The organism is Parahaliea mediterranea, from assembly GCF_017255185.1.
Taxonomy (GTDB): domain Bacteria; phylum Pseudomonadota; class Gammaproteobacteria; order Pseudomonadales; family Halieaceae; genus JAFKCZ01.
Genome location: NZ_JAFKCZ010000018.1, coordinates 17,289 through 41,450, shown reverse-complemented (window position 1 = coordinate 41,450; position 24,162 = coordinate 17,289). Strand labels below are relative to the sequence as shown.

Below are 24,162 nucleotides of genomic sequence, written 5' to 3'. Positions count from 1 at the left end.
GCCTTACAACACCCCTTTGGTGGACGGTGTGATGCCGGCCATGGCCGGGTCGGCCGACAGCGCCATACGCAGGGCGCGGCCGAAGGCCTTGAACACGGTCTCCGCCTGGTGGTGGCTGTTCACGCCGCGCAGGTTGTCGACGTGCAGGGTCACGTTGGCGTGGTTGACAAAGCCCTGGAAGAACTCGTGGAACAGGTCGACATCGAAGGCGCCAATGGCGGCACGGGTAAAGGGCACGTGGAACTCCAGGCCGGGGCGGCCGGAGAAGTCCACCACCACCCTTGAGAGGGCCTCGTCCAGGGGCACGTAGGCGTGGCCGTAGCGCAGGATGCCCTTCTTGTCGCCCACCGCCTTCGCCACCGCCTGGCCCAGGGTGATGCCGATATCCTCCACCGTGTGGTGGTCGTCGATATGGTTGTCGCCCTTGGCGTCGACCTCCAGGTCCATCATGCCGTGCCGTGCGATCTGGTCCATCATGTGGTCCAGAAAGGGCACGCCGGTGTCGAATTTCGCCAGGCCGGAACCGTCCAGGTTCACCGTCACGGTGATCTGGGTTTCCAGGGTATTGCGGCTTACCGTCGCCTTGCGCTCGGCCATTGTCTTCTCCACGTCCACGCTCTCTCCGCGCCGCCGCTTACCGGGGGCATTCACGGGCGCCAGGGGGCCCAAAAAGCCGGCCATTATAGAAGAAAGGGGCGGCAAATTCACCGCGAAAAAGACGGGAGCGCCGCGGTGGCGCCCCCGCGAGGAGCTTACAGCTGGGGCAGGGTGTCGAATATCGTGCCCGCGTTCCAGCCGCCATCGGCCATGAACTCCGAGCCGGTGCTGAAACTGGCTTCGTCGCCCGCCAGGAAAGCGGTGACCGCGGCCACCTCGTGGGGCATGCCCACCCGGGGCAGGGCCTGGTGGGTGTAGCTGGCGTCGGCCTGCTCGCGGGTGATGAAGTCCTTGCCGTGCATGTCGGTATACACGCCGCCGGGGTGCACGCTGTTCACCCGGATGTTGTACTTGCCCATCTCCAGCGCGGCGGTCTTGGTCATGCCGCGCACCGCCCACTTGCTGGCGGAATAGGCCACCAGGGAATTCTTGGACTGGAAGCCATCGATAGACGACACATTGACGATGGAGCCACCGCCGCCGGCTTTCATGGTCTCGAACACCGACTGCATGCCCAGGAATACCCCCAACTGGTTGACCCGGGCCACGTTGAGGAAGTCCTCTTCTGAGGTATCCACAATGGTTTTGTGGATCAGGATGGCGGCGTTGTTCACCAGCACGTTGAGGGTGCCGAACTGCGCGCTGGCCTCGACCGCGGCCAGCCACTGGGCCTTGTCGGTCACGTCCAGGTGGACGAACAGCGCCTTGTCGCCGAGTTCTTCGGCCACCTTGCGGCCGGGCTCGTCCAGCACGTCCGCCAGCACCACGCTGGCGCCCTGCTCCACCAGCAGGCGCGCGGTGGCCTCGCCCATGCCGCGGGCGGCGCCGGTAACGAGGGCGACCTTGCCTTCCAATCTTGCCATCACTTTATTCTCCGTAGATGTAGATAAACGAGCCCAAGCTTACCCCGGCGGCCCGGGCGGCTCCTACTCCATATGGAGGATTGCCGGCCGCTGGTCCATTGACCAAAACCATCGCCGGGCGCTACCGTGGCGGCCTCCACAATCAAGCGCCCCGACCATGCCCAAAACCGCCTTCGCCACCCGCCTGCTCGCCTGGTTCGACCAGCACGGCCGCCACGACCTGCCCTGGCAGCGCGACATCAATCCCTACCGGGTGTGGGTGTCGGAAATCATGCTGCAGCAGACCCAGGTGGGCACCGTGATCCCCTACTTCGAGCGTTTCATGGCGGCCTTTCCCACGGTACAGGCGCTGGCGGCGGCGCCGATCGACGACGTGCTGCACCTGTGGACCGGCCTGGGCTACTACGCCCGCGCGCGCAACCTGCACAAGGCCGCGATCGCCGTCTGCGCGGACCACCGCGGCGAGTTTCCCGACACGGTGGACGCGCTGGCCGAGCTGCCCGGCATCGGCCGCTCCACCGCCGGCGCCATCGTCAGCATCGCCCACCGCCGCCGGGCGGTGATCCTCGACGGCAACGTCAAGCGGGTGCTGGCGCGCCACGGTGCGGTGGCGGGCTGGCCGGGCAAGACCCCGGTACAGCGCGAGCTGTGGGCGCTGGCGGAGCGCCTGACCCCGGACAAGCGCTGCGCCGACTACACCCAGGCCATCATGGACCTCGGCGCCACCCTCTGCACCCGCAGCAAACCGGACTGCGGCGCCTGCCCGGTGGCGGGCGACTGCCGCGCCCGGGAACAAGGCCGGCAGGCGGAATTCCCCGGCAAGAAGCCGCGCAAACCGCTGCCGGTGCGCGACACGGTGATGCTCCTGGCCCTGGCCCCCAGCGGCGAGGTGTTCCTCGAACAGCGCCCGGCGCCCGGTATCTGGGGCGGACTGTGGTGCTTTCCCGAGCTGGAGAACACCGCGGACGTGACCGCGGCCTGCGCGGACCGCTGGGGCCTGGCGCCGGCGGCGATCGAGCCGCGGGCGGCCTTCCGCCACACCTTCAGCCACTACCACCTGGACATCACCCCGGTACTGGCCAGGCTGCCGGCCACCCCGGGCGCGGTCATGGCCAGCGATCAACAGCTCTGGTATAACAGGGCGCAACCCGCCAGGGTGGGCCTCGCGGCCCCGGTGGCCCGACTGCTGGCCGCTCTCGATTGATACAGCCCGACTGACATCCGGCACGACACAACCAGGACAGACACCATGCCCCGCACCGTTTTCTGCAAGAAATACCAGAAGGAACTGGAAGGCCTCGACGCGCCCCCCTACCCCGGCCCCAAGGGCCAGGACATTTTCGACAACGTGTCCAAACAGGCCTGGCAGGAATGGCAGAACCACCAGACCATGCTGATCAACGAGAAACAGCTCAGCCTGATGGACCCCGAGGCGCGCAAGTACCTGCAGCAGGAAATGGACAAGTTTCTCGCCGGCGAGGACTACGACAAGGCCGAGGGCTACGTTCCGCCCTCGGAGTAGGTATTCGACACCGCCAGCCCTTGACTCAGCCCGCGCTGGCGGGTTTAATACGCCCCCTCGCGCCCAGCGCAACCTCCGCCCGGATAGCTCAGTTGGTAGAGCAGGGGATTGAAAATCCCCGTGTCGGCAGTTCGATTCTGTCTCCGGGCACCATCTTTATTAAGAAGAAGCCTCGTCCGTGACGGGGCTTTTTTGTGGGCCGACACCGTGTGTCGGCCCCGGGACGCCGGCCGGCTCTACCCCATTAACGGGGGACGGGCATCCATCCGTAACCAACGGCGCCCAAAAGCCATCCAGTTCACAGTTTTACCTACCCGACGTTGCGTCGTTGCGCTCATCTAGCCACCATTTCCGGCTGGGAAATTCCGGAGAATGACACATGAGGCATGGATTCGCCCTGATACTGCTCGCCACCCTGGCCAGCACTGCGTCCGCCCAAACCCAGTTCTACAAGTGCAAGGATAAATGGGGCCAACCCATCTTCAGCCAGCGCCCCTGTGGCGACGATGCCGAGACCAGCTCGGTGTCAGGCCCTCAGCACACAGGAGGAACCACAGCAGCCGCCCCAGGAGTCCCTACAGCGCCCGCTGATGGCCCATCCACCTGGGACAAGATAGAAGCCTCCAACACGCTGCGAGAAGCCCGGCGTGAGATCGACCGACGCGAAGACCGGATTGAGAGCCTCGAGGCAGAACGCGACCGAAAAATCGCCGCCCTCAAGAACAAAAAACGCTACGCCAACAACAACCTGGCCGGTGCCACCTGGGAGGAGAGCATCTCCTCGGAAATGCAGGCCATCAACCATCAGTACCAGTCCAAGATCGACTCCGAGCGGCGAAAAATTGACCGCCTGCAGGAGAAAGCTGACCGGGTTGCCGAAAGTCTTTAAGCTACCGGCTTTGCCCAAGAACGTCTAAGGACCACCACCCATGGCGAGAAAACCCAAGGCCGAGAAGGCCGTGGAGCCGCTGGAGAAAACCCTCTGGAAAAGCGCAGACAAGCTGCGCAAGAACATGGACGCCGCCGAGTACAAGCACATTGTACTCGGCCTGATCTTCCTCAAGTACATCTCCGACGCCTTTGAGGAGCTGCACGCCAAGCTGGCCGCAGGTGAAGGTGAGTACGAGGGGGCGGACCCCGAAGACCCGGACGAGTACCGCGCCGAGCGGGTGTTCTTCGTCCCCGCCAACGCCCGTTGGAGCCATCTGCAGGCCCGCGCCAAGCTCCCCGAGATTGGTAAAGACGTAGATGAGGCCATGGACGCGATCGAGAAAGAGAACCCCACCCTCAAGGGGGTGCTGCCCAAACAGTACGCCCGCCAGAACCTCGACAAGGCCAGCCTGGGCGCCCTGATCGACCTGATCGCCACCATCGCCCTGGGTGACGCCAAGGCCAGAAGCCAAGACCTGCTGGGGCGCGTGTACGAATACTTCCTGGGCGAGTTCGCCGCCGCCGAGGGCAAGAAGGGCGGCCAGTTCTACACCCCCGTCAGCATCGTTAAGCTGCTGGTGAACATGCTGGAGCCCTACAAGGGGCGCGTGTACGACCCTTGCTGCGGTTCCGGAGGCATGTTCGTGCAGGCCGAGAAGCTGGTGGAGGCCCACCAGGGGCGCATCGACGACATCTCCATCTACGGCCAGGAGTCCAACCAAACCACCTACCGCCTGTGCCGCATGAACCTGGCCATCCGCGGCATCGACGGCTCCAACGTGCGCTGGAACGGCGAGGGCAGCTTCCTCAACGATGCCCACAAGGACATGAAGGCCGAGTTCATAATCGCCAACCCTCCCTTCAACGACTCCGACTGGTCCGGTGAGCTGCTGCGCGACGACCCCCGCTGGCAGTACGGTGTGCCGCCCACCGGCAACGCCAACTTTGCCTGGATGCAGCACATGATCTATCACCTATCCCCTACCGGGACGCTGGGGCTGGTGCTGGCCAACGGCTCACTGTCCTCCAACTCCGGCGGCGAGGGTGACATCCGCAGGGCCATCGTCGAAGCCAAACTGGTGGACTGCATCGTGGCCCTACCGGACAAGTTGTTTTACAACACCGGCATACCGGCTTGCCTGTGGTTTATCTCCCGGGACCGCAAGAACCACAACTTCCGCAAGCGGGAGGATGAGGTGCTGTTTATCGACGCTCGCAATATGGGCGAGATGATTACCCGCCGGAATCGGGACTTCGCCGACGAGGACATCGCTCGCATCGCGGACACCTACCACGCCTGGCGTAACAAAGACGGCGGGTACGAGGACGAGAAGGGATTCTGCAAGGCCGCCTCACTGGAGGAAGTGCTGAAGCACAACCATGTGCTGACACCGGGGCGGTATGTTGGAATTCCCGATGAGGACGATGACGGGGTGCCGTTTGAGGAGAAGATGGCAAAGCTGACTTCCGAATTGGAAGAGCAGATGGCTCAGGGCCAAGCACTCGATATGCGCATTCGTGAGAACTTGGCAAATGTGGGTTGTCGAACATGAGTCTTGCAGAGGAGCGCCCACTTGAGGAAGTTGTAGAGAAATTTATCGACTATCGAGGGAAAACCCCAACTAAGACTTCTTCTGGAATACCACTGATAACTGCGAAGATAGTTAAGGGTGGCTTTATTCAGGAGCCTCAGGAATTTATCGCTGAAGCGGATTATGATGCGTGGATGCGTCGAGGACTGCCAGAAAATGGTGATGTAGTTTTGACGACCGAGGCACCTCTCGGGGAAGTCGCTCAAATTTCCACGGACAAGAAAGTGGCGCTAGCTCAGCGTATAATCACCTTAAGGGGAAAATCAGGAGTACTCGATAATACCTTCCTGCGATATTCGCTTCAGAGCAAGACCATGCAACACCGCCTTACCGGCAGGTCATCAGGCAGTACAGTTTCAGGGATTAAATCCAGCGAACTAAAAAAAGTTCTAATTCCGCTGCCACCGTTTAAAGAGCAGCAATCAATCGCGAATACTCTCTCCTCCCTCGACGAAAAAATCGAACTCAACCGTAAGCAGAACCGCATCCTGGAAGCCATCGCCCAGGCGCTATTCAAGCACTGGTTCGTGGACTTCGAGTTCCCCGACGAAAACGGCCGACCCTACAAATCCAGCGGCGGCGCCATGCAGCCCTCTGAGCTGGGGGAGATTCCGGTGGGGTGGAAAATTGGCTGTATTGGCGACTTTGTGGCGCATAAGAAAAAAAGCATAAACCCTGCGTCTGAACCCGATACAGAGTTCAACCACTTCAGCATCCCAAATTTCGATGCAGATCGTGATGCAAAGATTGAGTTGGGGGGTACGATTCAGAGCAACAAGTATAGAGTCGAAGAAAACTCGATCCTCGTATCAAAGCTCAATCCACGTTTTCCAAGAATCTGGGCTGTCCTCGGGCTGCCTGGCCCGAACTCAATTTGTTCGACCGAATTTCAAGTGTTTGTACCGAAGGAAAGCTCGTATTCATTTGTGTTATGCCTACTGAAATCTCCGTACGTCAGGTCTGAGATGGTTAACCGCGTCTCCGGCACCAGTGGAAGTCACCAGCGTATCAACCCTGCAGACTTGTTGAGTATCGAGATTCCAATTCCACCGGGGCAGTTGATATGCAAGTTCAACGAAGCGGCACTTTCGTCGATTCAAAAACAAGCCATGAACCTCGAAGCAAGCAAAACTCTGGCATCAGTCCGCGACACCCTTCTCCCCAAACTCATGTCCGGCGAACTACGGGTATCCTGACATGACGCTCAACGAAGACGCCATCGAACAACTCGCCATCGAGCGTCTCGTTGAGCTGGGTTACGACTACCGCCACGGCCCGGACATCGCCCACGATGGCGAGAACCCCGAGCGGACCTCATACGCCGATGTGGTGCTGGTCGAGCGCCTGCGTGCCGCTGTGGCCCGCATCAACCCCGACATTCCCGCAGAGGCCCGCGAACAGGCTGTAAAGGAGGCGCTTGGCACCCACGCCCCCGAGCTGCTGGCCGCCAACGAAGTCTTCCACCGCCTGCTCACTGACGGGGTGGAGGTCACCTACCAGCACGACGGCGAGACCCGGGGCGACAAGGTCTGGCTGGTGGACTTCGACGCACAGGGAAGTGCGAGTGTCGCGGGAGGCAGGACGCCGGGAGCGACCGACAAGCCCGACCTCAACGATTACCTGGTGGTCAACCAGTTCACCATCGTCGAGAACAACACCAACAAGCGCCCGGACCTGATCCTGTTCGTCAACGGGCTGCCGCTGGCGGTGCTGGAGCTGAAAAACGCCGCCAACGAGAACGCGACCATCCGCTCCGCCTTCGAGCAACTCCAGACCTACAAGAACGCCATCCCCGGCCTGTTCACCTATAACGGCCTGCTGGTGGTCTCGGACGGGCACAAGGCCCGCATGGGCTCCCTCTCTGCCGGTTTCAGCCGCTTTATGGCCTGGAAGACTACGGAAAGCGAATCTGAGGCGGGTAAGTACACGCCTCAACTGGAGACGCTCATCGGCGCGGCGCTGACCCCGGCCACCCTGCTAGAGCTGATCCGCCACTTCACCGTGTTCGCCCGCTCCAGCAAGGAAGACCCGGACACCGGCCTGACCACAGTGGAAACGGTCAAGATGATCGCCGCCTACCACCAGTTCTACGCCGTGGGCAAAGCCGTCACCTCCACCCTGCACGCCGCGGATACCGAGGGCAGCCGCAAGGCGGGGGTGGTGTGGCACACCCAGGGCAGCGGCAAGTCCCTTTCCATGGTGTTCTACGCTGGCAGGCTGGTGCTGGAACTGGACAACCCCACCATCGTGGTCCTCACCGACCGCAACGACCTGGACGACCAGCTGTTCGACACTTTTGCCGCGAGCCGCCAGCTCCTGCGTCAGGAGCCGGTGCAGGCCGAGGGGCGCGAGGACCTGCGCGACAAGCTGCGGGTCGCCTCCGGGGGCATCATCTTCACCACCCTGCAGAAGTTCGGCCCCCGGGAGGGCGAGGCCCTGTTCCCGCTGCTCTCCGACCGGCGCAACATCGTGGTCATCGCCGACGAGGCCCACCGCAGCCAGTACGGCTTCTCGGCCCGGGAAGTGGACATCCGCGACGAGTCCGGCCAGGTCATCGGCAAGAAGACCGCCTACGGCTTCGCCAAGTACATCCGCGACGCCCTGCCCAACGCCACCTTCATCGGCTTTACCGGCACACCGGTAGAGCTGGACGACAAGAACACCCCCGCCGTGTTCGGGGACTATATCGACGTCTACGACATCTCACAGGCCGTGGAAGACGGCGCCACCGTCAAAATCTACTACGAAAGCCGCCTGGCCAAGGTGCAGATACGCGAGGAGCAACGCGAGCACCTGGACGAGGAGTTCGACCAGATCATGGAGGAAGCCGCAGGCTACGGTGGCGGTGAGGAAGACCTCGAGCAACTGGGCACCAAGGCCAAGGCGAAGTGGACCCGCCTGGAGGCCATCGTCGGCCATCAGAGCCGCATCGACAACGTGGCCCAGGACCTGGTGGCCCACTTCGAGGGACGGCAGGAAATCTTCGACGGCAAGGCGCTGATAGTCGCCATGAGCCGCCGCATTTGCGTGACCCTATACAACGCCATCGTCGCCCTGCGCCCCGACTGGCACGACGAGGACGACACCAAGGGCGCCATCAAGGTCATCATGACCGGCTCCAGCTCCGACCCCCAGGCCATGCAGCCGCATATCCGCAACAAGGCTGCCCGCAAGGCCATTGGCGAGCGCCTCAAAGACCCGGCCGACCCGCTCAAGCTGGTGATCGTGCGTGACATGTGGCTCACCGGCTTCGACGCCCCCTGCCTCCACACCCTGTACGTGGACAAGCCCATGCAGGGCCACAACCTGATGCAGGCCATCGCCCGCGTGAACCGCGTGTACAAGGACAAGCCCGGCGGGCTGGTGGTGGACTACATCGGCATCGCCTCGGACCTCAAGCGCGCCCTGGCCACCTACACCGAGGGTGGCGGCAAGGGTAAGCCCACCCTGGACATCTGCGAGGCCATCGCGGCCATGCAGGAGAAATTCGAGGTGGTGGACCAGATACTGGCCGGGTTCGACTACCGCCGCTATTTCACCGCGGACACCTCGACCAAGCTGAGCCTGATTCTGGAGGCCGAGGAGTACGTCCTGGGGCTGGAGGACGGCAAGAACCGCTTCACCCGGGAAGTCACCCTGCTGGGCAAAGCCTTTGCCCTCGTGGCCCCCGACGAGGCCGCCATGGCCATCAAGGACGAGTTGGCCTTCTTCCAGGCCGTGAAGGCTCGGCTGGCAAAGTTTGAGCCCGGGAATGGCCGCAGCAAGGAAGAGATCGACACCGCCATCCGACAGTTGATTGACGAGGCAGTTGTATCGGACCAGGTCGTGGACGTATTCGACGCTGCCGGTATCAAGAAGCCAGATATCTCCATACTGTCCGACGAGTTCATGGCTGAAATCCAGGGGATGCAACACAAGAACCTAGCGCTGGAGCTGCTCAAGAAAATCCTGAACGATGAGATCCGCACCCGCTCGAGCCGGAACATGACCCAGAGCCGGAAGCTATCCGAGATGCTGGATGGCGCCATCAACCGGTACCAGAACAACCTCCTGACCGCGGCTGAGATCATTCAGGAGCTGATCGACATGGCGCGGGAAATCACCGCGGCTGACAAGCGAGGAGAGGAGCTTGGACTGACCGAAGATGAACTGGCCTTCTACGATGCCCTGGAGGTCAACGATAGCGCCGTCGCTATTCTTGGGGATGAGAAGCTGCGGGAGATTGCCCATGATCTTGTAGAGCAGGTACGGAAGAATGCGACCATAGACTGGACGGTAAAAGAGACAGTTCGATCTAGAATGAAAGTAATGATAAAGCGAATTTTAAGGAAATATGGATATCCGCCTGATAAGGAAGCTTCAGCAACAGCAACTATTTTAAAACAAGCAGAGCTACTGGCAGATAAACTCGCTTCCTAGGAATCAGGTTTCACTACTAAAAATCGTACGCTAATACCGAGGCATACCCCGCTAGGTATATAATTTTAATATCAGTCCCAGATAGGGACCCTATGATATATAAGGAAGTTGATAGTGATAGGCCCAGCATCACAGCAGGACATGGAAGACGAACTCGCCGCGGGGAGGATTGAGTTAGGGGCAAATGCTGCAATTGTAGACTTGCTTTCAGCGCTTGCACTGACAAATTTGCCATCCATGTGCTATGCGTACAAATCTCGCGTAAAACCTAACTCCAAGTTGATCCACAAAAAGTCTATTAAAGTAAAAGAGAGACCTGACTATGAGATACACCACATCACCGATGTGGTAGGGGTACGCTTTGTCTCACTCTTTCGGCATGAAATGCCCGCTATAGTTTCAGAAATACTATCCCTTATCGATCACTCCAACCCTTTAAATCCTAATCCTTTCTTCGCCGGTGGATTGGAAGAAATAATTCTCTTCAAAGGAAATACAGCCAGCGATCCACTCTTTGAAAAAATACGCAAAGTCATTCAGGAGAATCCTATCGCGGCGGAAAAGCTTGAAGAAAAAAATTCAAAAGAGGGCTATTCGAGTATACATATCGTTGCTCGACTGAATAAAGAGATTGATCTACCGCGGCTAGAAAATAGCTACCTAATACCTCTAGAAATTCAGGTTAGGACTGTCTTTGAGGATGCATGGGGAGAAATTGATCATAAGTATGGCTATGTAATTCGGACTGGAAAGCATGAAGGCGAACCTATACACAACCCGGCATCCGTACTCGCTCACTTGAAAGTACTAAAGCAATTTTCTGACGCATGCGCTGACTATGCTGATGTAATCCACAAAGAGGCAATTGAAGACCTAGCCAAACCAACAGCTGCCGGAAATGTAATTTCGATAGAGGCAGATGATGAAACAATACAACGGTTTATAGATCTCAAAATTGATGGGAATCTAATAGAAGGGTATGTGGAAGCACGAAAAATCAAAACAGCATCTATTGAAAGTGGCGACTCTGAAAGACTTTACGCTGCAGCTGAATATTTTGGATCACTAGCAAAAGAGCGCTCTGATTCTGAGTGTCTTTTCTACTATTACTCAAAGATGAACGAAGCCATTTGCTTGCTGTCAACTGGCGAGACGGATGAAGCTTACCGGGCGAGAGATATTTATAGAGAAATTGTTACACAGTTCCCGAATCACCCCCTAGCAAAACACCGGCTAGCTCAAGCTTATAGCAAGCTAGGAGACATCGACGAAGCTATTGAGCACTTCAATCTAGCTTGGTTGCAAACCACTGAATACGAAGAAAGCGGCTCTGTCGGAGGAGATGAGTTACCTGAACTTGATTACAAACATATTCTGGCACGCTTACCAGGCATGCTGGGCTACAGCCATTGGGAAAAATCTGAACGAGCCGAAACAGCCGAAGAGAAGTTGGAATTTCTCTCAGCAGCCTACGAAGCAACACTTCCTGCCCTAAAAACGAACGAAGAAAGCGCCCTATTACAAGCACACAATAATTTGCTCTATTACAGCTGCGATAAATTAAAGTACTGCAGCGAGATAATGGACATAGACCCTGTGTTAGAGGCTGGCCGATCGCACATGACCTTCCTCGAAGAAAACCAAAATATTGATCAATTAGAAAATGTAAGCCGGCTAGACACACTAGCCCAAGGCATGTTCCTTCTGGGACGGATGGAGTCTGCAACTCAAATAGCAAATCGAATTATCAATCTTGTCCTCGCTGGCAAGCTTGATGGGGTAGACAGCCGCGAAGCGCTCGAAATTGCCCAAGATGCCCGCAGGCTTCTGGAACAAATCGAACCTGGATGAAGTTCTCATAAGGCCAATAAACGATTGACATTTACTGATTGCGCCCCTACTTTTATGTAAAGCTTCAGCAAACCCAACCCACCTAAGGAGAATAGACATGTTGCGCCCTAGCAATGATGGCTAATTCACTCTATTAAGTTACTGATTATAAAAAGAAACTTCGGGCCTAAAGCGATTTCTAGAACAGCAAAACTGCTACAGCGTCTCAACTATTCAGTCGCTTGGCCCCGCAAGCCATTCCCCTTAAGACGACTAACTCTCGCAGCCCCACATTACGGCTCGGCTAACTAGAAGGTTGCTGAATACTGACCGGCCAACCTAGGCCGATACGGGGCACTTTTGGGGGCACAAAATAGCTCTATTAGTAGAAATATCTAGAAATTACAATTAGATATAACCGTTATGGTGATACGTCTCCGGGCACCATATTTATTAAGAAGCCTCGTCTGATGACGGGGCTTTTTTATGGGTCAGCACTCTCACTGACTTAACCGTTGTAGGGCCGAATTTATTCGGCCGTTGATGCCATGAGCACCTCTTTTGGTCGAATAAATTCGACCCTACAGGGCGCAAAATAGCCTGTTTTTGACTTATGTAAATGCCATTCGTATCCGTCCCCTATGGTTTGCGCAGGAAATGCGCGGGGATCAGTGAGGCCAGCAGGAAGGCGGCGATAACGAGGTAGATCGGCCAGCCATTGTCGTCGGCGGCGGCTTCCGGTGGGGTTACCAGCACTTCCATCGCGGTGGTGTGGCCCTCCTCGCCCTGGGCGGTGACGCGGTAGCGATGGCCGGCCAGAACCGGCAGCTGGAAGGCGCCGGCGGGGCCGGTTTGCAGGGCCAGTGGCGGGAAGTCGGGTTGGTCGAGGTTCTCCACGCGAATGTAGTTGCCCGCCGCGGCGCTGTCGTCCGAGTAGCTGAGCCGGCCCTGGATCACCCAGCCGTCATGGGTGCTCGCGGGCCGGGCCTGCAGGTGCATGCCGTGGGCCGCGGCGTGCGGCTGCCACAGAGAGAACAGCAGTGCCAGCGCCGGCAGCAGCAGGCGCGGCAAAGCAGCAGACAGGCCGCAGGGCATTAGCGGGCCTCGAAGCCGAGCAGGTACTCGTAGCTCAGTTCGGTATAGCCGGGCTCGTCAACGGCGAAGCGCTTGCCGGCCCACAGCCGGTTGAAGCCGGGCTGCGGGACGAAGGTGGCGATGCCCTCGGCATCGGTCTCGCCGGCATCGCCCGCCTCCCCCTGGCCCAGCTTCACGCCGGGGAGGGCTTTGCCATCCAGCAGGACTTTGACCCGCATCGGCTCGCCGGCGCGGGGCTGGCTCTCGCTGAGGGGAATGACCTCGAAGCGCTGCCCCAGTTCGAGGGTCACAACCGGGGACCACTGCACAATGGTCTTGTGGTACTTGATGGCGTTGGTCGCCCTGCTGGCGCCGGGGACCTCGTTCAAGGGCCGATTGACGCTTCGCCCCATCGGGTCGCGGGCCCAGATGCCGTTGTCGAAGTGGATGGCGACCAGGGCGGTGTCCGGCGCCAGGGTGAGCACCGTGTTGCCTTCGCCGGGACCGGGGGCGTCCCGGCGCAGGACGTCGAGGGGCCGCCCCGCGGCATCGTAGGCGTCGATCGACACGATCTTGGCGCTGTCGTAGGTCTCCAGTTGGTCGGCGTGGCCGCCGAACAGAACCTCGTAATGTCGCGGCTCGCCAGCCACCGGTTCGAGCCACGCGGTGTGCGCCTGGCCCAGGGCCGGGGCCAGGAGTGCGGCCGTCATCAACCATGCTCGGCGCAGGGGCGGGACGCTGTTGGATTGGCGGTTCATGTCGATCTCCATCTACAGGCTGATTTGCAGGCCCAGGCGCAGCTGTCGCGGCGCGCCGGTGGCAAACAGGTTTTCGCCGCCGAACATGAAGCGGGTCGGGGCGTACTCCTCGTCCGCCAGGTTGTCCACGCGGGCGTACAGGTTCGTCCGGGGGTTGATACGCCAGTCGAGTTCCAGGTCCACCACGTCGTAGCTGTCGGCGTAGGCGCTGTTGTCGGCGTTCAGGGCGTAGCCGCCGACGGCGCGCCAGATCAGGTTTACCCGCCAGTCGGGCAGGAAGGCCCAGCCCGCCTGCAGGGTGGCGGAGTAATCGGACACGCCCCCCACTTCCTTGCCGACGAGACCGGGGTCGGCATTTTTCAACACTTCCGAGTCGTTGACGCCGTACACAGCGCTCAGGGACAGGCTCGGGTGCGGTTGCCAGGCCGCGGAGGCCTCGAGGCCGCGGCGCTCGGTTTCGCCGTAGTTTTCATAAATGCCGGTATCCACCGTGCGCACCTCGCCATCGGAATCCACCTCGAACAGGGCCAGGTCCAGCTCCAGGGTCTCAATCGGCGTCCAGGTAATGCCCGCCTCGAGCTGGCGGAAGGTGACCGGATCCAGGTTGGCCGCCTCGCTCTGGTACTTGATCCAGCCCGAGGGCAGGGCGAAACCCTCCGACCAGCTGGCGCGCGCCACCAGGTTGTCGGTCCAGTCCGAGCGCAGGCCAAGTTTCGGACTGAGGTTGTCCAGGTCGTTCAACTCGCTGCAGGGACTGGTCCCGGTCTCCGGTCCCTGCTTGCGGCAATCGCCGTCGAAGCGGTCGTAGCGCAGCCCCAGGGAAGGCTGAAACAAGGGGTGCCATTCGGCCTGCAACTCGGCAAAGGCGGAGACGCTGTCGAGTTCGGTGCGCCGGTCGTTGATCGCCGGGCCGGTGCGCTGGCGCCGGTCGAGACCGTCGTAATAAACGTAGTCGGTGGCCTCGCGGTAGCTTTCCACCCCGGCCACCCAGGTGAGCGGAGTGCCGCCCGCTTCGTGCTGGCCGTTGAGGCTGATACCGGCGCCGGCGACCTCGCGATCGTAACTCTCCTCGCGCTGGCGCCACTGGCCGCCACCCACCGGCCGGGAGAACCAGCGGCTAAAGTCCTGCTCGGTACCGTAGAGGAAGCCGAGCAATTGCAAATTGGACGAGAGCTGGTGGCTGAGGTCGGCGCGCAGGGTGGCAAAGGATTTCTCGGCGCCGTCGTTCTGTACGTTGGCATTGATACCGTAGGGGTCGCGGCGGTAGTCGGCCTCGGTGAGGTAGGAGGCGCTGTCGCTGTCGGCGTCGTGCCAGCGGCCGGACAGCGCGAGCCGGGTATCCGCGCCCAGCGGGAAGGCCCAGCGCCCGGACAGGGTGTCGCGCCGGGTATCCGACCGCGGCCGGAAGCCGTCGCTCTGGTAGTGCTGCAGGGCCAGGTTGAGGGCCTGGCCAGGGGCCGGCTCGAGACCGACGGCGCCCTGTATATCCAGTAAACCGTCGGAACCGCCGCTGACATCGAGGTCGCGGTAGTCGCCGCCCTTGCGGGTATCCACTTTCACCAGGCCGCCGCGATTGTAGTTGCCGTAGAGCGAGGACACCGGCCCCTTGAACACGGTCATCCCGCCCACTTCCAGGGGCACGATCACATTCAGGTCCACATAGCCGTCGGCGTGGGACATGGCCTCGTTGAGGGGGATGCCGTCGATCACCACGCCGAGGTCGCCGCCGTGCCCGCCGTCCCCGAAACCGCGGATACTGAAGCTGTTGGCGACGCCGGACAGCCCGTAGTCGCGAATGCTCATGCCGGGCACCTGGTCGAATATCTGCTCCGGCTGGGAGATTTTCTGCTCGCGCAGCGCGGTGGCGTCGAAGCGGGTGGCGGAGAAAGCCGTCTCCGCCCGGTCCATGATTTGCCCCTTGACCACGATTTCGGCGATGGGAAGGCGTTCGCTGTCCGGGGCACCGGCACCACCGGCCGGCGCATCGGCCAGGCCCGGAGGACTGGCGGTGAGCGCGGCCAGCACCAGCAGGGGCGCACCTGAACGGTAAGTAGCGGACATGGTTAAGGACTCCTGTATCTGTTTTTTCGGGGTCAGTGCCGGTGCGCCGGACCGCCGTCGTGGCTGTGCCAGCCGTTTTCCTGCCCGCCGTTGCCGCTGGCATGCCCGGCAGCGACGGGGCCGTGATCCTCGCTGTGAGCCAGGCCGTGCAGCTGGAACAGCATCAACATGAAACCGATAATAATCAGCAGGCCGTTGATGGCGCGGCTGAGGGGCATCCACACGGTGGTGCGGCGCCAGGCCCGAATCACCACGATCATCACGCACAGCGCGGCCACCTGCCCCAGCTCCACCCCCAGGTTGAACCACAGGATCTTGCCGACCAGCCCCGGCTCGCCCGGCCCGGCCAGGGTCTGGAACTGGGTGGCCAGGCCGAGGCCGTGAACCAGGCCAAACAGGAACACCATCAGCAGCAGGTTGGGCGCGCGGACACCGAGGCAGCGACGGAAGCCATCCAGGTTCTCGAAGCCCTTGTACATGACCGTGATGGCGATAAAGGCATCGATGTAATAGGGTACAACCGCGACACCCGCCAGGGTCGCCCCCAGCAGCACCAGCGTGTGGCCCAGGGTGAAGGCGGTAATGAATTTGAGGATGTCGACAAAACGGCCGAGAAAGAACACCACCCCCAGCAGGAACAGCAGGTGGTCGTAGCCACTGAGCATGTGTTCGGCGCCGGTCCAGACGTAGTCCAGCCAGTCGCCGTTCGCCAGGCGCTGGCGGGCCTGGTCGTGAACCTCGTGGGCCCGGGCGGGCAGCGCCAACAACAACGCCAGCCAAGGGAGCAGGCGGCGCCCGGGAGCGCGCAAAAGCAGGTGAACGGGATGGAACATGTGGCTAATTAGAATTCCGCCGCGGCATTTTGTAGTATCGATGGCGGTCATTCTTCCACGGCCGGCCAAACTTCGATAAGGGATCGGTTTTCCGACAGCAGATACCGCCATGGCAGGAATCACCAAGCCACTTCACAAGCACCTGAGCCGGCTCGGCGCCGGGCGACGGACGCAACGCACACCGGCACTCGGCGAGCGCGAGCTGGCGGTATTGCACGCGCTGTGGCTCGCCCAGGAACCCGAGAATCGCAGGCCCGACGCGGCGGACGGCGCCCTGAGCGCCCAACAGGTGCTCGAGCGCATGCCGGGCAAGCCCCTGGCCCTCAGTACCATACAAAGCACCCTGGAGCGGCTCTGTCGCAAATCGCTGGTGGACCGGCGCAAGCAGGCCCGGGCCTACCTCTACCGGCCGCTACTGGAGCGCCAGGAGCTGATCAGCTCGCTGCTGCACGACATCAGCCAGGAGGTCGCCGGCGGCGACATCGCTTCCATGGTGTCGGGATTCATGGACTACCTTCAGGATTCCAAGCGGCATGATTGAAATGCTCGCCGCCGTCGTGGAACCCCTGACCGCCGGCCTGCTGGTGACCGTACTGGCCTCGCTGATCGCCGCCTTGTTCTACCCGCTGTTTTACCGCCTGTCGCCGGCGGTCGGCCCCGAAAGCCGCGCCCTGCTCATCTGGCTGTACGGTCTATTACCGGTCCTCGTGGCCAGCCTCAGCGTACTGATGCTACTGCAGCCAGCGCTGGCCGCCGCCTTCATGCCCAGCCACTGTCACGGCGCCAATTGCGCCGCGCACCGGCCCGAGTTCGGCCTCTCGTCGCCGGCGGGTATCGGCCTGATCGGGCTGACCGCGGTAGTGCTGGCCGTGGCCCTGGCCCTGGCCCAGCGCAACCTGCTGCAGAACCACCGGCGGCTACTGCTGCTGCGCCACCTCTCCCGGCGCGGGCTGGGGCGCCACTGGCGGCTGGTGGATAGCGAACGGCCGCTGGCCTGGTGCGCGGGCATCCTGCGGCCCCAGGTCTATATCTCGCGCGGACTGTTGGCCACGCTGAATGGCGAGCAATTGCAGGCGGTGCTGCTGCACGAGCAGGCCCACCTCCAGCGCCGCGACAACCTGCGCGCGGCCCTGCTGCAGTGGGCCACGGTATTCTGGCCGCCGCGGGCAAGGCGGCGCCTGTGGCGGGACCTGCGGCAGGCGACCGAAGCGGCCTGCGACCAGGTCGCGGCGGCGGGCGCCGATCGCGCGGACCTGGTCGCCTCGGCGATAGCGCGCCTAAGCCAGGCGGAGCCGACCGGCGCCGCGGCACCGACAGCCAGGGCCGGGCGCGACTGCGACACGGATGCTTTATTGCAACGCCTGGAAAAATTACGCTCGCCGCAGCAAGCTGGCGCCGTGGCCGTGGGCAGCTGGCTGATGATCTCGCTGCTGGCGGCCAGCCAGGTGGTCGGACTGTCGGTCGCGGCCCATACCGCGATCGAGTGGATCACCCTGTAGGCCAGCCTGCCGGCATCGCCCTCAAGACCAGAATGCGGGCACGCCTCAGTCCAGCGGCAGTTCGGTGGTGTGCTTGATCTGCTCCATGACAAAACTCGCCGAGACATCGAACAGGTCCGCCTCGATCAGCTGGTGATACAGCCTGTCGTAATCCGGCATGTCCCGCACCACCGCCTTGATAAGGTAGTCCAGCTCACCCCCGGTGCGATAGACCTCCAGCACCCCCGGAATGCCCTCCATCACCCGGTTGAACTGCCGCGCCCAGCGCGCGTTGTGTTGGTTGGTGCGAATCGAGATGAACACGGTCAGCGACAACCCCACCCGCTCCGGATTGAGCAGGGTCACCCGGCTGCGTATCACCCCGGCTTCCTCCAGGCGCTGCACGCGGCGCCAGCAGGCCGACTTGGAGATGTTGACCGTATCCGCCAGGGCGGCAATGGAGAGGGAGGCGTCTCGCTGCATGGCGCGCAGCAGTGCCCGGTCGACAGGGTCCATGGTACTCACTCACAAGGTGGGAAAAGAACGTTTATTCTCTATATCCTAAATTAACGGAACAAATGTTTCCATATTCAGGCAATTCACTGGCGATATAGAGACAATGTATCGGGCATCGCGGTCCATAATGCCACTTTTTAGCCGGACCCCGAACCATGGATTCCCTGATAGAGAAGATCCGCAACGCCGTGATCGGCGCCGACCGCGGCATACCCACCCCCTTCGGCCTCAAACCGCTGGTCTACGCCGACTACACCGCCTCCGGCCGCGCCCTGGATTTCATCGAGGACTTCATCCGCGAGGCGGTGCTGCCCAGCTACGCCAACACCCACAGCGAGGCCTCCCGCACCGGCGCCGCTACGACCCGGCTGCGGGAGGAAGCGCGCGCGGAGGTTCGCCGCGGGCTCAACGCCGGACCGCTGGACAGCGTGCTGTTCTGTGGCAGCGGCGCCACCGCCGCCGTCAATCGCCTGGTGGACGCCCTCGGCCTGCGCCTGCCCACCTCCGAGGCCCAACGCAACGCGTTGCTGCGGCGCATCCCCCGGGACGAGCGCCCGGTGGTCTTCATCGGCCCCTACGAACACCACTCGAACGAGCTGCCCTGGCGCGAGAGCCTGGCGGAGGTGGTGGTCATCCCCGCGGACCCCGAGGGGCGCATCGACCAGGCCGCGCTGGCCGCGCAACTGGTTCGCCACGGCGAGCGGCCGCTGCGCGTGGGCAGCTTCTCAGCGGCCTCCAACGTTACCGGCATCAAGAGCGACGTCGCGGGCATCAGCGCCCTGCTGCACGACCACGGCGCCCTGGCGTGCTGGGACTACGCCGCGGCGGGCCCCTATGTCGATATCGACATGAACGGCGATACGCCCCTGGACGCGGTATTCCTGTCGCCGCACAAGTTCATCGGCGGCCCCGGCACCCCGGGCCTGCTGGCGATCAAATCGCAGCTGCTAAAAGATCCCGTTCCGGCGGTGAGCGGCGGCGGTACCGTGGCCTGGGTATCCCCCGACGGTCACCGCTATGTCGAGGACCGGGAGCGCCGCGAGGAGGGCGGCACGCCGGGCATCGTCGAGTCGATCCGCGCCGGGCTGGTGTTCAAACTGCGCCGCGAGGTGGGGCCGGCGCGCATCGAGGCGCTGGAGCAGTCCTTTGTCCGGCGGGCCCTGAAACGGCTGTCGGCCAACCCGCGGCTGGAGATCCTGGGCAACCCGGCACTCGACCGGCTGGCCATCCTGTCGCTGCGCTTCCGCCACGGCGGCCGGGACCTGCACCACGGCTTTGCGGTGGCCCTGCTCAACGACCTGTTCGGCATCCAGGCCCGGGGGGGCTGTTCCTGCGCCGGACCCTACGGCCACAGCCTGCTGCAACTGGACCAGGCGCTCAGCGACGCCATTGACCACCAGCTTCAGCGCGGGCGGGGCATCCTGCGCCCGGGCTGGGTGCGGCTGAGCTTCAACTATTTCATCAGCGAGGCGGAATACTCCTACCTGCTGGACGCCATCGAGCTGGTGGCGGAACACGGCTGGCGCCTGCTGCCCTATTACGACTACTGTCCCGACCACGGCATCTGGCGGTTCCGGGGCGCGGCGGAGCAGACCGGCGCCGGCCTCACCGGCTGGAACTTCGCCGACGGAGCTCCCGCCCACGCCCTGCCACGGGCCCCGGCGCTGGCGCCGACCCTCGAAACCGCCGCCGCCGAACTGCTGAAAACCCGGCCGGCCGCCGAGCTGTCGCCCGGGGCATTCGGCCCGGAGGTGGAGGCGCTGCGCTGGTTCCTGTTGCCCAGCGAGGCGGCAAAGCGGCTCGCGGCGGCGCGCTAGCCCCCGGCCGGATGGGAAAGCGGCCCCGTTCGCGGTAAAGTGCGGGGGCGAACTCCGGATCAAGTCGACAACCGTGGAATTTTTAGTGAACTCCCTGGTGGTGGTCACGGTGGTGATTTTCCACTACGAGTACCTGCACCTGCTCTCGCGCTACCTGCCGCGCCTGCGCCTGCGGCCGCGCTTCAAAATCGTGCTCGGGGTGGGTGGCGCGCTGGTGGCCCACGCCATCGAGATCTGGATCTTCGGCGCGGTGTACTACGTGGCGATGCACGAGTTCCAGTGGGGCGGCCTGACCGGCGGCAGCGCCTACAGCCTGATGGAGTGCGCCTACTACTCGTTCACGGTGTTCACCACCCTGGGCTTTGGCGATATTACGCCCGAGGGGCCGCTGCGCTACCTCACCGGCATCGAGTCCCTCACCGGCCTGGTGCTGATCACCTGGACCGCCTCCTTCCTGTATATCGAGATGCAAAAATACTGGGAAGACGAGGATATGTAAGTCGCGGGCTTTTTCCACTATTCCGGGCCCACGGCCTGATCATCCCTAAATCGTGCTATACAATGTCGCGCCGTCATTGGCGCCGAGCGCCCCATACAGGAACCCGATACGTGGAATTGAAAATTTTCTTCACCATCTTCGCCGCCGTATTCATCGCCGAGCTCGGCGACAAGACCCAGCTCGCCACCATGCTGTTCGCGGCAGACAAGGAAGTGAGCAAGTGGACGGTATTCGCCGCCGCCTCCGCGGCACTGGTCGTCGCCTCGGCGATCGGCGTACTGGCGGGCAGCATGCTGTCCGCCTACATCAGCGAAAGGGTACTGGCCTACGTGGCTGGCACCGGTTTTATCCTTATTGGCGCCTGGACCCTGTACCAGGCCTGATTACAACGGAGCCAGCACAACAAATGTCCGCAATTAGTATCCGCCCGGCCACCCGGGAAGACACCCCGCTGATCCTGCACTTTGTACGCGAGCTGGCTCAGTACGAGAAAGCCCTGCACGAAGTCGAGGCCACCGAGGCCCACTTCGAGCGCGCGCTGTTCGGCGCCGAGCCCCGGGCCTGGTCGGTGATCTGCGAGCTGGACGGCGAGCCCGCCGGCTTCGCCCTGTATTTCTTCAATTACAGCACCTGGACCGGCCGCTACGGCCTGTACCTGGAGGACCTCTACGTGTCGCCGCAACACCGCGGCAGCGGCGCCGGCAAGGCCCTGCTGAAGCACCTGGCGCGGATAGCGGTGGACAGGGACTGCGGGCGCTTCGAGTGGAACGTGCTGGACTGGAACACCCCCGCCATCGAATTCTACGAATCCTTCGGCGCCCGCCCGCAGAGCGAGTGGACCGGCTACCGCCTGGCGGGACAGGCCCTGGCGGACTTCGCCGCTGACGACGCCCCCAGCACCTCTAACTAAGCCTCGCCGATGCGGGCGAAGCGCGGCACCGGCTCGCCGTCGACCTCCACCGTCTCCACGAACATCGCCAGCGGCCGCACCCAGAGCGCACCCTCGCCGTAGCAGGGGCGGTAGACCACCAGCAGCTCTTCGGTTTCGGAGTGGCGGGCGACGCCCTCCACGATGTAGTCGTTGCCCTTGTAATGGCGATAGCGGCCGGGTTCGGGGTGCATCGGTGCCTCCTTGGATGAGGCGGCGATGGTAGCGTGGATACGGGCGTCGGGCCAGGGCGCGTGGTTTCCTTCCGACACCGCGGTTCACGCCCCGCCGCCAAGAGCCCGCGGGGTTGACGAGATGGGAAATTGCCGGGATTCTGCGCTGAAATGCGGTGGAACTGCGACCAATGGCGCCGAATACAGTCCTGGAAGCCCTATAATGAGCCCATGCTCCTACATCAACTGACAAGCAACAAACGCTACATGTTCTGGACCCTGCAAGCGGTGGGCTGGAGCGGCTGGGCCTTTACCTTCTACCTGGGCGTGCTGTTCTGGGGCAAGGTGCCGAGCGAGAACTACCACTGGTACCTGCCGCTGATCAGCCTGATCGGCATGGGCTTCACCCTGATCCTGCGGGCGCTGTACCGGGCCATGTGGGAAATGCCCATCGTGCGCCGGGTGGTGGCCATCTTCATCGGCTCCTACCTGGCGGGCCTGGCCTGGATGGCCTGCCGCGGGGCGATTTTCTACCGGGTGTTCCCGGAGCAGCGCAAGCCCTACGAACAGCACGGCATGGAGTGGTACTCCTACTTCGACGGCGCGATCTCCGCGTTCTGGGTGATGCTGGTGTGGAGCGCCCTGTACTTCGGCATCAAATACTACCTGCAATCCCAGGAGGAAAAGGAGCGCTGGCTGAAGGCGATGAGCATGGCCCACCAGGCCCAGCTCAAGATGCTGCGCTACCAGCTGAACCCGCACTTCCTGTTCAACACCCTGAACGCGATTTCGACCCTGATCCTGGACCAGAACAACGACCTGGCCAACACCATGGTCACCCGCCTGAGCCGCTTCCTGCGCTACTCCCTGGACAACGACCCGATGCAGAAGGTCACCGTGGCCCAGGAGATGGACGCCCTGCGGCTGTACCTCGATATCGAGAAGGTGCGCTTCGAGGAGCGCCTGCAGCTGCATTTCGATGTGGACGACAACGCCGAGACCGCGTTGATGCCCAGCCTGCTGCTGCAACCGCTGGTGGAGAATTCGATAAAATACGCCATCGCCAATGCGATCAACGGCGGCACCATCGCCATCAACGCCAAGGTGTTCGGCGGCGACCTGCTGCTGTCGGTGGCGGACGACGGCCCGGGGCTGGACCTGCGCAACGGCCGCCTGCCCAAGGGCGGCGGGGTGGGCCTGACCAACTGCCGCGAGCGCCTCAAGGAGCTCTACGGCCAGGACCAGAATTTCCGCCTCAGCACCACCGAGCCCCACGGGCTGACCATCAATATACGCATACCCCTGGAACGGGAGACGAAGGCCGCATGAATACGCTCAGCACCATCATTGTCGACGACGAGAACCTGGCCCGGCGCGGCCTGTCGTTGCGCCTGGCCAAGCTCCCCGAGGTGGAGGTCGTGGCCGAGTGCCACAACGGCGAGCAGGCCCTCGCGGCCATCGCCGAGCACTCCCCCGACCTGGTGTTCCTCGATATCCAGATGCCCGGCATGGACGGCTTCGCCGTGGTCGAACAGCTGCAATCCGACAACATGCCGATGATCGTGTTTGTCACCGCCTTCGACGAATACGCGGTGGACGCCTTTCGCATCCACGCGGTGGACTACGTGCTCAAACCGGTGGAGGATGAGCGCCTGCAGGAGGCCGTGCAGCGCGCACTCACCCACCGCGAGCGGCAGGACTCGGCCCGCGACAAGGAAAAACTGCTGGAGCTGGTGATGGGTATCACCGGCGCCAGCGCCAGCTCGGTGGAGCAAATGGCCGAGGGCGAGCTGCGGGCCAGATCCTGGCCCGAAAAACTGTCAATCAAGGACGGCAGCGACATCCAGTTCATCCGCGTGGCGGATATCCAGTGGGTGGACGCGGCGGGCGACTACATGTGCATCCACGCCGGCGGCAAGACCCACATCATGCGCATCACCATGAAGCAACTCGAGGACCTGCTCAATCCCGAGCAGTTCCTGCGGGTGCACCGCTCCACCATCGTCAACGCCAATGGCATCGTCCGCGCCCAGACGCTCAACAACGGGGAGTTTCTGCTGACCCTCGACAGCGGCCAGCAGCTCAAGGTGAGCCGCAGCTACCGCGACAAGGTGAAGCACCTGATCGGCGGCTGAACCGGCCCCGCACCACACACGGCGCGGTTCATCGCGCCCTCGCACCAGCCTGTCGCACATTGCCTTACAAACGTCGC

23 protein-coding genes and 1 tRNA gene are annotated in these 24,162 nt (G+C 62.3%); 16 read left to right on the top strand and 8 right to left on the bottom strand.

The genetic code is table 11. From position 1 onward, the window contains the following. Window positions 1-3 precede the first annotated feature (3 nt). Together hisB and JYP50_RS19270 are read right to left on the bottom strand one after the other, a co-directional pair. Window positions 4-597 (bottom strand): imidazoleglycerol-phosphate dehydratase HisB, encoded by a 594-nt coding sequence (gene hisB, locus JYP50_RS19275; RefSeq protein ID WP_206562201.1) that lies wholly within the window; start codon window positions 595-597, stop codon window positions 4-6. A 155-nt stretch (window positions 598-752) separates the two neighbouring features. Continuing rightward, window positions 753-1,520, bottom strand: coding sequence for a glucose 1-dehydrogenase (locus JYP50_RS19270; protein WP_206562200.1), 768 nt, complete (start codon window positions 1,518-1,520; stop codon window positions 753-755). Window positions 1,521-1,677: 157 nt separating this feature from the next. Between JYP50_RS19270 and mutY the strand changes: the two genes are divergently transcribed. The 8 genes from mutY (at window position 1,678) to JYP50_RS19230 (ending at window position 11,834) form a co-directional block, all read left to right on the top strand. Then, on the top strand, window positions 1,678-2,724 hold the full coding sequence (gene mutY, locus JYP50_RS19265; RefSeq protein ID WP_206562199.1) for an A/G-specific adenine glycosylase: 1,047 nt from the start codon (window positions 1,678-1,680) through the stop codon (window positions 2,722-2,724). Between the two features lie 45 nt (window positions 2,725-2,769). Then, window positions 2,770-3,042, top strand: coding sequence for an oxidative damage protection protein (locus tag JYP50_RS19260; protein ID WP_206562198.1), 273 nt, complete (start codon window positions 2,770-2,772; stop codon window positions 3,040-3,042). A gap of 77 nt (window positions 3,043-3,119) precedes the next feature. Continuing rightward, window positions 3,120-3,195 (top strand) — tRNA-Phe (locus JYP50_RS19255). Window positions 3,196-3,421: 226 nt separating this feature from the next. Next, the gene (locus tag JYP50_RS19250; RefSeq protein ID WP_206562197.1) at window positions 3,422-3,931 is read left to right on the top strand and encodes a DUF4124 domain-containing protein; all 510 of its coding nucleotides are present in this window, start codon (window positions 3,422-3,424) and stop codon (window positions 3,929-3,931) included. Window positions 3,932-3,971: 40 nt separating this feature from the next. Then, window positions 3,972-5,525, top strand: a complete 1,554-nt coding sequence (locus tag JYP50_RS19245; RefSeq protein WP_206562196.1) for a type I restriction-modification system subunit M — start codon at window positions 3,972-3,974, stop codon at window positions 5,523-5,525. Then, window positions 5,522-6,760 (top strand): restriction endonuclease subunit S, encoded by a 1,239-nt coding sequence (locus JYP50_RS19240; RefSeq protein WP_206562195.1) that lies wholly within the window; start codon window positions 5,522-5,524, stop codon window positions 6,758-6,760. Before JYP50_RS19245 ends, JYP50_RS19240 begins: the two co-directional genes overlap by 4 nt. Window position 6,761: 1 nt before the next feature. Further along, window positions 6,762-9,983: a type I restriction endonuclease subunit R gene (locus tag JYP50_RS19235; protein WP_206562194.1), complete on the top strand. Its 3,222-nt coding sequence runs from the start codon at window positions 6,762-6,764 to the stop codon at window positions 9,981-9,983. Between the two features lie 141 nt (window positions 9,984-10,124). Beyond that, complete coding sequence (locus JYP50_RS19230) at window positions 10,125-11,834, top strand: tetratricopeptide repeat protein (protein WP_206562193.1); 1,710 nt, start codon at window positions 10,125-10,127, stop codon at window positions 11,832-11,834. Window positions 11,835-12,452: 618 nt separating this feature from the next. Here the strand turns inward: JYP50_RS19230 and JYP50_RS19225 are convergent. The 4 genes from JYP50_RS19225 to JYP50_RS19210 are packed head-to-tail and all read right to left on the bottom strand — an operon-like array spanning window position 12,453 to window position 16,539. Continuing rightward, window positions 12,453-12,908: a hypothetical protein gene (locus JYP50_RS19225; protein ID WP_206562192.1), complete on the bottom strand. Its 456-nt coding sequence runs from the start codon at window positions 12,906-12,908 to the stop codon at window positions 12,453-12,455. Further along, window positions 12,908-13,597, bottom strand: coding sequence for a DUF4198 domain-containing protein (locus JYP50_RS19220; RefSeq protein ID WP_206562191.1), 690 nt, complete (start codon window positions 13,595-13,597; stop codon window positions 12,908-12,910). The genes JYP50_RS19225 and JYP50_RS19220 overlap by 1 nt, the downstream gene beginning before the upstream one ends. 60 nt (window positions 13,598-13,657) lie before the next feature. Continuing rightward, window positions 13,658-15,706 (bottom strand): TonB-dependent receptor, encoded by a 2,049-nt coding sequence (locus JYP50_RS19215; protein ID WP_206562190.1) that lies wholly within the window; start codon window positions 15,704-15,706, stop codon window positions 13,658-13,660. 32 nt (window positions 15,707-15,738) lie between these two features. Beyond that, window positions 15,739-16,539, bottom strand: a complete 801-nt coding sequence (locus tag JYP50_RS19210; protein WP_206562189.1) for a HupE/UreJ family protein — start codon at window positions 16,537-16,539, stop codon at window positions 15,739-15,741. A gap of 109 nt (window positions 16,540-16,648) precedes the next feature. Between JYP50_RS19210 and JYP50_RS19205 the strand changes: the two genes are divergently transcribed. Together JYP50_RS19205 and JYP50_RS19200 are read left to right on the top strand one after the other, a co-directional pair. Further along, on the top strand, window positions 16,649-17,080 hold the full coding sequence (locus JYP50_RS19205) for a BlaI/MecI/CopY family transcriptional regulator (RefSeq protein ID WP_206562188.1): 432 nt from the start codon (window positions 16,649-16,651) through the stop codon (window positions 17,078-17,080). Then, on the top strand, window positions 17,073-18,038 hold the full coding sequence (locus tag JYP50_RS19200) for a M56 family metallopeptidase (protein WP_206562187.1): 966 nt from the start codon (window positions 17,073-17,075) through the stop codon (window positions 18,036-18,038). Before JYP50_RS19205 ends, JYP50_RS19200 begins: the two co-directional genes overlap by 8 nt. A 45-nt stretch (window positions 18,039-18,083) precedes the next feature. On the opposite strand, the gene JYP50_RS19195 is transcribed toward JYP50_RS19200, so the two are convergent. Beyond that, the gene (locus JYP50_RS19195; protein WP_206562186.1) at window positions 18,084-18,533 is read right to left on the bottom strand and encodes an Lrp/AsnC family transcriptional regulator; all 450 of its coding nucleotides are present in this window, start codon (window positions 18,531-18,533) and stop codon (window positions 18,084-18,086) included. A gap of 155 nt (window positions 18,534-18,688) precedes the next feature. On the opposite strand from JYP50_RS19195, the gene JYP50_RS19190 reads away from it, so the two are divergent. The 4 genes from JYP50_RS19190 to JYP50_RS19175 all read left to right on the top strand — a co-directional run bounded on the left by JYP50_RS19190 (window position 18,689) and on the right by JYP50_RS19175 (window position 21,759). Then, on the top strand, window positions 18,689-20,350 hold the full coding sequence (locus JYP50_RS19190; RefSeq protein ID WP_206562185.1) for an aminotransferase class V-fold PLP-dependent enzyme: 1,662 nt from the start codon (window positions 18,689-18,691) through the stop codon (window positions 20,348-20,350). A 73-nt stretch (window positions 20,351-20,423) separates the two neighbouring features. Then, entirely contained in the window at window positions 20,424-20,849 is a 426-nt protein-coding gene (locus tag JYP50_RS19185; protein WP_206562184.1) for an ion channel, read from the top strand. A gap of 110 nt (window positions 20,850-20,959) precedes the next feature. Next, window positions 20,960-21,232, top strand: a complete 273-nt coding sequence (locus tag JYP50_RS19180) for a TMEM165/GDT1 family protein (RefSeq protein ID WP_206562183.1) — start codon at window positions 20,960-20,962, stop codon at window positions 21,230-21,232. A 23-nt stretch (window positions 21,233-21,255) separates the two neighbouring features. After that, entirely contained in the window at window positions 21,256-21,759 is a 504-nt protein-coding gene (locus JYP50_RS19175; RefSeq protein ID WP_206562182.1) for a GNAT family N-acetyltransferase, read from the top strand. Here JYP50_RS19175 and JYP50_RS19170 read toward each other — a convergent pair. Beyond that, the gene (locus JYP50_RS19170; protein WP_206562181.1) at window positions 21,756-21,971 is read right to left on the bottom strand and encodes a DUF1653 domain-containing protein; all 216 of its coding nucleotides are present in this window, start codon (window positions 21,969-21,971) and stop codon (window positions 21,756-21,758) included. The two genes, JYP50_RS19175 and JYP50_RS19170, sit on opposite strands and share 4 nt — an antisense overlap. Before the next feature lie 210 nt (window positions 21,972-22,181). Between JYP50_RS19170 and JYP50_RS19165 the strand changes: the two genes are divergently transcribed. Next, window positions 22,182-23,279: a sensor histidine kinase gene (locus JYP50_RS19165; RefSeq protein WP_206562180.1), complete on the top strand. Its 1,098-nt coding sequence runs from the start codon at window positions 22,182-22,184 to the stop codon at window positions 23,277-23,279. Then, window positions 23,276-24,085: a LytR/AlgR family response regulator transcription factor gene (locus JYP50_RS19160; protein ID WP_206562179.1), complete on the top strand. Its 810-nt coding sequence runs from the start codon at window positions 23,276-23,278 to the stop codon at window positions 24,083-24,085. Before JYP50_RS19165 ends, JYP50_RS19160 begins: the two co-directional genes overlap by 4 nt. Window positions 24,086-24,162: the final 77 nt, after the last annotated feature.

Bases quoted from the DNA above. Each gene is read 5' to 3' on its own strand.
- hisB (WP_206562201.1), bottom strand. From the start codon at position 597: ATGGCCGAGCGCAAGGCGACGGTAAGCCGCAATACCCTGGAAACCCAG.
- JYP50_RS19270 (WP_206562200.1), bottom strand. From the start codon at position 1,520: ATGGCAAGATTGGAAGGCAAGGTCGCCCTCGTTACCGGCGCCGCCCGC.
- mutY (WP_206562199.1), top strand. From the start codon at position 1,678: ATGCCCAAAACCGCCTTCGCCACCCGCCTGCTCGCCTGGTTCGACCAG.
- JYP50_RS19260 (WP_206562198.1), top strand. From the start codon at position 2,770: ATGCCCCGCACCGTTTTCTGCAAGAAATACCAGAAGGAACTGGAAGGC.
- JYP50_RS19250 (WP_206562197.1), top strand. From the start codon at position 3,422: ATGAGGCATGGATTCGCCCTGATACTGCTCGCCACCCTGGCCAGCACT.
- JYP50_RS19245 (WP_206562196.1), top strand. From the start codon at position 3,972: ATGGCGAGAAAACCCAAGGCCGAGAAGGCCGTGGAGCCGCTGGAGAAA.
- JYP50_RS19240 (WP_206562195.1), top strand. From the start codon at position 5,522: ATGAGTCTTGCAGAGGAGCGCCCACTTGAGGAAGTTGTAGAGAAATTT.
- JYP50_RS19235 (WP_206562194.1), top strand. From the start codon at position 6,762: ATGACGCTCAACGAAGACGCCATCGAACAACTCGCCATCGAGCGTCTC.
- JYP50_RS19230 (WP_206562193.1), top strand. From the start codon at position 10,125: ATGGAAGACGAACTCGCCGCGGGGAGGATTGAGTTAGGGGCAAATGCT.
- JYP50_RS19225 (WP_206562192.1), bottom strand. From the start codon at position 12,908: ATGCCCTGCGGCCTGTCTGCTGCTTTGCCGCGCCTGCTGCTGCCGGCG.
- JYP50_RS19220 (WP_206562191.1), bottom strand. From the start codon at position 13,597: ATGACGGCCGCACTCCTGGCCCCGGCCCTGGGCCAGGCGCACACCGCG.
- JYP50_RS19215 (WP_206562190.1), bottom strand. From the start codon at position 15,706: ATGTCCGCTACTTACCGTTCAGGTGCGCCCCTGCTGGTGCTGGCCGCG.
- JYP50_RS19210 (WP_206562189.1), bottom strand. From the start codon at position 16,539: ATGTTCCATCCCGTTCACCTGCTTTTGCGCGCTCCCGGGCGCCGCCTG.
- JYP50_RS19205 (WP_206562188.1), top strand. From the start codon at position 16,649: ATGGCAGGAATCACCAAGCCACTTCACAAGCACCTGAGCCGGCTCGGC.
- JYP50_RS19200 (WP_206562187.1), top strand. From the start codon at position 17,073: ATGATTGAAATGCTCGCCGCCGTCGTGGAACCCCTGACCGCCGGCCTG.
- JYP50_RS19195 (WP_206562186.1), bottom strand. From the start codon at position 18,533: ATGGACCCTGTCGACCGGGCACTGCTGCGCGCCATGCAGCGAGACGCC.
- JYP50_RS19190 (WP_206562185.1), top strand. From the start codon at position 18,689: ATGGATTCCCTGATAGAGAAGATCCGCAACGCCGTGATCGGCGCCGAC.
- JYP50_RS19175 (WP_206562182.1), top strand. From the start codon at position 21,256: ATGTCCGCAATTAGTATCCGCCCGGCCACCCGGGAAGACACCCCGCTG.
- JYP50_RS19170 (WP_206562181.1), bottom strand. From the start codon at position 21,971: ATGCACCCCGAACCCGGCCGCTATCGCCATTACAAGGGCAACGACTAC.
- JYP50_RS19165 (WP_206562180.1), top strand. From the start codon at position 22,182: ATGCTCCTACATCAACTGACAAGCAACAAACGCTACATGTTCTGGACC.
- JYP50_RS19160 (WP_206562179.1), top strand. From the start codon at position 23,276: ATGAATACGCTCAGCACCATCATTGTCGACGACGAGAACCTGGCCCGG.